We start from the raw sequence: 5534 nt of genomic DNA, 5'->3' as shown, positions 1-5534 counted from the left end.
AGGGGCAGATCGATGCCGCTTTCCACAGGCCCCTCTCCCCGACCCTCTCCCCGCGAGCGGAGAGAGGGAGCAAGGTGTTAAGAATGCTGCACTTCGAACTCGTGACCCCCGAAAAGCTGGTGCGGTCGGAATCGGTCTACATGGTCACCGTGCCGGGCACCGAAGGCGACTTCGGCGTGCTGGAGGGCCATGCGCCGTTCATGTCGACGATCCGCGACGGCGACCTGCTGGTCCAGCGGACGGAGAAGGGCGAGGCCGAACGGATCGCGATCCGTGGCGGGTTCGCCGAAGTCACGCCGCGCGGGCTGACGGTGCTCGCCGAACAGGCCGGCTGACCGGCCACCCTTTGCGTAACATGGATACGCCGCGTCGGACTGAGGTTCGGCGCGGCGTTTCTGTTTGACCCCGGGGCAATTGCGCGGAGACCACAGTCTTCGATGCGGTCTCGTCGGAACTGCGACCACCCTACCCATGCGGATGGGCGTTGCGATACACGTCCAACAGATGCGCAGCGTCGACTGCGGTGTAGATTTGCGTCGAGGACAGGCTGGCATGACCGAGCAGCGCCTGTAGCGAGCGCAGATCGGCGCCGCGCCCAAGCAGATGGGTGGCGAAGCTGTGGCGTAACGCATGGGGCGTGGTACGGTCGCCCAGCCCCAGCCGCACCCGCGCCGTGCGCACCGAGCGGCGGATCACTCCGGCCGACAGCGAGCCGCCCTTCGCCCCGCGGAACAGCGGCGCGTCGCGGGCGGTGCCCCAGGGTTGCTGGGCGGCATAGGCCTCGATCGCGGCGCGGACCGGCGGCAGCAACGGCACCACCCGGGTCTTGTCGCGCTTGCCGGTGACCATGATCGTCTCACCGAGCGGCAGGATCGCACCCGTCAGCGACAACGCCTCGCCGATGCGCAGGCCCGCACCATAGAGCAGCAGCAGCACCGCCCAGTCGCGCGCCCCGATCCATGGTTCGGCGGCCTCGTCGGCGACGTCCTCGGCCAGGGCGACCGCTTCGTCGGGTGATATCGGACGCGGTATGCCCTTGCCGGTGCGCGGTCCACGCAGCCGGGGCGCGTCGATGCCGAGGAAATCGAGAAACGCGCGAACCGCCGACAATTCGCGCGCGGCGGAGGCATTGCCCAGCCCCCGGTCGCGGCGATGCGCAAGAAACGCGCGCAGGTCGGAAGCGCCGATCCGGGCCAGTTGCCCGGCATCGACCGCCCCGCCCCAATGGCCTTGCAGAAACGCGACCAGCCGCTCGGCGGTCGCGGCATAGGCGCGCACGGTATGCGCCGATCGCCGCCGGTCGCGCGACAGATGCGTCGCAAAGGCCAGCGGCAAGGGCTGCGTCACGTCTTCCATGGCAGCCCCCGCCTTTCGGTCAGCCGATCGTCTGGCCCGACTTGGCCCAATCGGCCATGAAGCCTTCGATCCCCTTGTCGGTCAGCGGATGCTTGACCAGCGCGCGGATGACCGACGGCGGCGCGGTCATCACATCCGCGCCCATCTTGGCCGATTCGAGGACGTGGATCGGGTGGCGGACGCTGGCGACGAGGATTTCGGTGCCAAAGTCGTAATTGTCGTAGATCAGGCGGATGTCGCTGATCAGCCCCATGCCGTCGAAACCGATATCGTCATGCCGCCCGACGAACGGCGAGACGAAGGTCGCGCCGGCCTTTGCCGCCAGCAGCGCCTGATTGGCGGAGAAGCACAGGGTAACGTTGACCATGGTGCCGTCGTCGGTCAGCGCCTTGCAGGTCTTGAGGCCATCGATGGTCAGCGGCACCTTTACCGCGACATTGTCGGCCAGTTTGCGCAGGATTTCAGCCTCGCGCATCATGCCCGCATGGTCGAGTGCCACGACCTCGGCCGATACCGGCCCCGGCGTGATCGAGCAGATTTCGCGCACGACTTCGAGGAAATCGCGGCCCGATTTGTGGATCAGCGACGGGTTGGTGGTGACGCCGTCGAGCAGGCCGGTTTCGGCCAGTTCGCGAATGTCGTTGGTATCGGCGGTGTCGACGAAGAATTTCATGGGACTCGGCTCCTGCGCGGGTCTTTATGCGATGCCGCCCCATCGCCCATCGGCGCGGCCGGAGCAAGATCGCGGGTCTTTTCCTGTGGGCCGCGATCCATTATCTGCGCGCGCATGACTGCGCCGCAACCCGAATGGGCCCCCCACGCCGCCGTATGGATCGGCTATCCCAGCCATGCCGAATTATGGCTGGAGGATCTCGATCCCGCCCGTGACGAAGTCGTCGCCTTCGCCAGGGCCGTTCATGCCGAGGGACGCGGCGAAACAGTGATCCTGGTCGCTGCGACGGTCGAGGCGGCAGACGACGCACGCGCCCGCGCCCCCTTTGCCGAAGTGACGATGGAGCCGTTCGGCGACATCTGGCTGCGCGATACCGGTCCGATCATCGGCGGCGACGGCACTGCGCACCGCTTCGGCTTCAACGGTTGGGGCGGCAAATACGACCTGCCGGGTGACGACGATATCGGCCTGCGGTTGGCGCGCGGACGGGGGCTGGCGGTCGCCGAGCACGACTGGATCGTCGAGGGCGGCGCGATCGACGGTGACGGCACCGGGCTGGTCGTGACGACCGAGCAATGCCTGCTCAACCCCAATCGTAACACCGGTTTCTACAAGACGGCGGCGGAAGACCGGCTGTACCACGATCTGGGGTATGACCGCGTCCTGTGGCTGGGTGACGGGCTGCTCAACGACCATACCGACGGCCATGTCGACAATCTGGCGCGCTTCATCGGCCCGAACCGGCTGGCAATCCCGCAGGCGGCCGAGAACGACCCCAATTGGCGCATCTATCAGGATGCAGCGGCGCGGGCGAAGGCGTTCGGCGTCGAGGTCGTACTGGTCCCCTCCCCCGGCCGCGTGCTGTCGCCCGAGGAGGAGATTATCCCCGGCAGCCACATGAACTTCTACATCGGCAATGCCACGGTGGTCGTGCCGCTGTACGGCACCGGTACCGACGACGCGGCCATCGCCGCCTTTGCCGAAATTTTCCCCGACCGCGAGGTCGTGGGGCTGCGCGCCGACCATATCCTGACCGGCGGCGGCAGCTTCCACTGCATCAGCCAGCAGATTCCGGCGTAAAGCGAAGGACCGCCCCGTCATGACCGAGATCACCGTCGCCGCGCTCCAGCTCGGCTTCTCGACCGATATCGACCGCAACATCGCCAATGTCTCGCGGCTGGTCCGCGAGGCGGCAGCGCAGGGTGCGCAGGTCATCCTGCCGCCCGAATTGTTCGAAGGCGAATATTTCTGCCGCGTCGAGGATGAGGGGCTGTTCGCCAATGCCAAGCCGGTGGCCGAGCACAAGGCGGTGCTGGCGATGCAGGCGCTCGCAGCGGAGCTGAAGGTGCATATCCCGACCAGCTTCTTCGAAGCAGATGGCCCGCATCATTACAACAGCCTGGCGATGATCGACCCCGACGGCCGCATCCAGGGGGTGTATCGCAAGAGCCATATTCCCGACGGCCCCGGCTATGAGGAGAAGTTCTATTTCCGCCCCGGCAATACCGGGTTCAAGGTGTGGGACGGTCCGGCCAAGCTGGGCGTCGGGGTGTGCTGGGACCAATGGTATCCCGAAACCGCCCGCGCGCTGATGCTGATGGGGGCGGAAGTGCTGTTCTATCCGACCGCGATCGGCAGCGAACCGCACGACACCAGCCTCGACACCGCGCGGCTGTGGCGGCGGGCGATGGTCGGCCATGCCGTGTCGAACGTCGTGCCGGTCGTCGCCGCCAACCGCGTCGGCGTCGAACATGACCAGACCTTCTACGGCACGTCGTTCATCACCGACGAGCGCGGTGACATTCTCGCCGAACTGGATCGTGAGGAAGAGGGCGTCATCACCGCGACGCTCGATCTCGACCGGGTCAAGCGCCACCGCGCCGCGTTCGGCTTCTTCCGGGATCGCCGGCCGGAACTGTACGGGCGGCTGGTGCAGGATATCTGACCTGACTCCCCTCCCTTCTCAGGGAGGGGTTGGAGGTGGGTCGGTCTGCGGGGGATCGTTGCGCTTGCCACGGGCCTACCCACCCCCGGCCCCTCCCTTGTCAGGGAGGGGAGATATCGGCGAAGCCGGGCACCCGACGCTCCATGCCGGCACGGACCGCCTCGACCTGATTGGCGGTGCCGAGGAGTGCGATCTGTTCGGCGCTTTCGGCGGCGAGGATCGTCGCCGCGTCAGCGTCGTCGGCAAGGTTCGCGAGCCGCTTGTCCGCGCGGACCGCATCGGGGCTGCGACCCGCGATCGATCGGGCCAGTGCCTGCGCCGCCGCGAGCGGATCGTCGGACAGCCGCGTGACGAAGCCTGCCGCCTGCGCCTCGACCGCATCGAACTCGCGCGCGGTGAACGCCAGTTCGCGCAAGACATCGCCGCGCACTTCGCGCCACAGCGCGAAGCCGGCCATGTCGGCGACCAGTCCCCATTTCGCCTCCAATATGGCAAAGCGGGTATCGGGCGCGGCGATGCGCACATCGGCACCGGCCATGATCTGCATCCCGCCGCCGAACGCCAGCCCGTGGACCGCAGCGATCACCGGCATCGGCAAGGTTCGCCACCCCCATGCGACCTGCTGCACCCGGTTGGCCGCGCCATGCGTCCGCGTCGTCAGGTCGAGGCCCGCCGCGCCGGCCGCCATGCTCGCCATGTCCAGCCCGGCGCAAAAGGCCTGCCCCTCGCCCGACAGCACGACGCAGCGCGCCGGCGAGGCCCGCAACGCATCGATCGTGTCGATCAGCGCGTCGAACATCGCCGGATCGATCGCGTTCATCTTGTCGGCGCGGGTCAGCCGGACATCGGCTACGCCGTCCGCGATCATCATGGTCACCCGCATCGATCCCGCTCCCCAATTTTCCCCTTTTCAACCGACGCGGTGCGCGTAGCATGGGGACAGCCGGACGATACCGGCGGGGGACAGGAGAGGAAAGATGCGGCATTGGTGGTTGGCCATGGCGCTGCTGGCGGCGCCGGCCGTCGCGCAGGAAGCGGGCATCGGCGACGTGTACGGCACGGCGCTCGGCAATGGCTGGGAAAACTGGAGCTGGGCGAAGGTCGAGCTGTCGAGCGAGGTACAGGGTTCGCAGCGGAAGCCGATCCGGGTCGAGGCCGGCCCGTATCAGGCGCTGTACCTGCACCATGCTCCGTTCGACACCACCAGCTACAAATCGGTCGCGATGCTGATCCAGGGAATGGATGGCGGCGCGCAGCAATTGCGGATTGTGGCGGTGGTCGACGGCAAGCCGCTGGATGCACATGCCTATGCGGTGACGCTGCCCGAAAGCGGGTGGAAGAAAATCGAACTGCCGTTGTCCAAGATCGGTGCCGACAAGAAGCAGATCGACGGGTTGTGGGTGCAGAATGCCACCGACAAGCCGATCGCGCCCTTCTATGTCACGGAGATTGCGTTGCACTGAGGGTGCGTTGCGAAATGCGCTGTGAGCGCATTTCGCGGTACCGGCCCTGCAAGTTTTCAAACAGCCTCTAGAGCCAGATCGACATTCACGCGAAACA

7 protein-coding genes are annotated in these 5534 nt (G+C 66.9%); 4 read left to right on the top strand and 3 right to left on the bottom strand.

From position 1 onward, the window contains the following. The first annotated feature begins 83 nt into the window (after nt 1-83). A complete protein-coding gene (locus tag ASE59_RS05240; RefSeq protein ID WP_056453215.1) occupies nt 84-335 on the top strand; it encodes an ATP synthase F1 subunit epsilon in 252 nt (83 codons plus the stop codon). A gap of 130 nt (nt 336-465) precedes the next feature. Here ASE59_RS05240 and ASE59_RS05235 read toward each other — a convergent pair whose 3' ends face one another. Then, nucleotides 466-1356 (bottom strand): tyrosine recombinase XerC, encoded by an 891-nt coding sequence (locus ASE59_RS05235; RefSeq protein WP_156359883.1) that lies wholly within the window; start codon nt 1354-1356, stop codon nt 466-468. A gap of 19 nt (nt 1357-1375) precedes the next feature. After that, on the bottom strand, nt 1376-2029 hold the full coding sequence (gene fsa, locus ASE59_RS05230) for a fructose-6-phosphate aldolase (protein WP_056453212.1): 654 nt from the start codon (nt 2027-2029) through the stop codon (nt 1376-1378). A 114-nt stretch (nt 2030-2143) separates the two neighbouring features. Between fsa and ASE59_RS05225 the strand changes: the two genes are divergently transcribed. Beyond that, complete coding sequence (locus ASE59_RS05225) at nt 2144-3109, top strand: agmatine deiminase family protein (RefSeq protein WP_056453209.1); 966 nt, start codon at nt 2144-2146, stop codon at nt 3107-3109. 19 nt (nt 3110-3128) lie between these two features. Further along, on the top strand, nt 3129-3974 hold the full coding sequence (gene aguB, locus ASE59_RS05220; protein WP_056453208.1) for an N-carbamoylputrescine amidase: 846 nt from the start codon (nt 3129-3131) through the stop codon (nt 3972-3974). Between the two features lie 100 nt (nt 3975-4074). Here aguB and ASE59_RS05215 read toward each other — a convergent pair whose 3' ends face one another. Continuing rightward, the gene (locus tag ASE59_RS05215; protein ID WP_056453203.1) at nt 4075-4857 is read right to left on the bottom strand and encodes a crotonase/enoyl-CoA hydratase family protein; all 783 of its coding nucleotides are present in this window, start codon (nt 4855-4857) and stop codon (nt 4075-4077) included. A gap of 94 nt (nt 4858-4951) precedes the next feature. Here ASE59_RS05215 and ASE59_RS05210 point away from each other — a divergent pair, with 94 nt between their 5' ends. Further along, complete coding sequence (locus ASE59_RS05210) at nt 4952-5437, top strand: hypothetical protein (protein ID WP_056453198.1); 486 nt, start codon at nt 4952-4954, stop codon at nt 5435-5437. Nucleotides 5438-5534 lie beyond the last annotated feature (97 nt).

Source organism: Sphingomonas sp. Leaf10, from assembly GCF_001421245.1.
In the GTDB taxonomy this organism is placed as follows: Bacteria; Pseudomonadota; Alphaproteobacteria; order Sphingomonadales; family Sphingomonadaceae; genus Sphingomonas.
The sequence above is the reverse complement of the archived record's forward strand: the minus strand, read 5'-3'. Positions and strand labels throughout refer to the sequence as shown.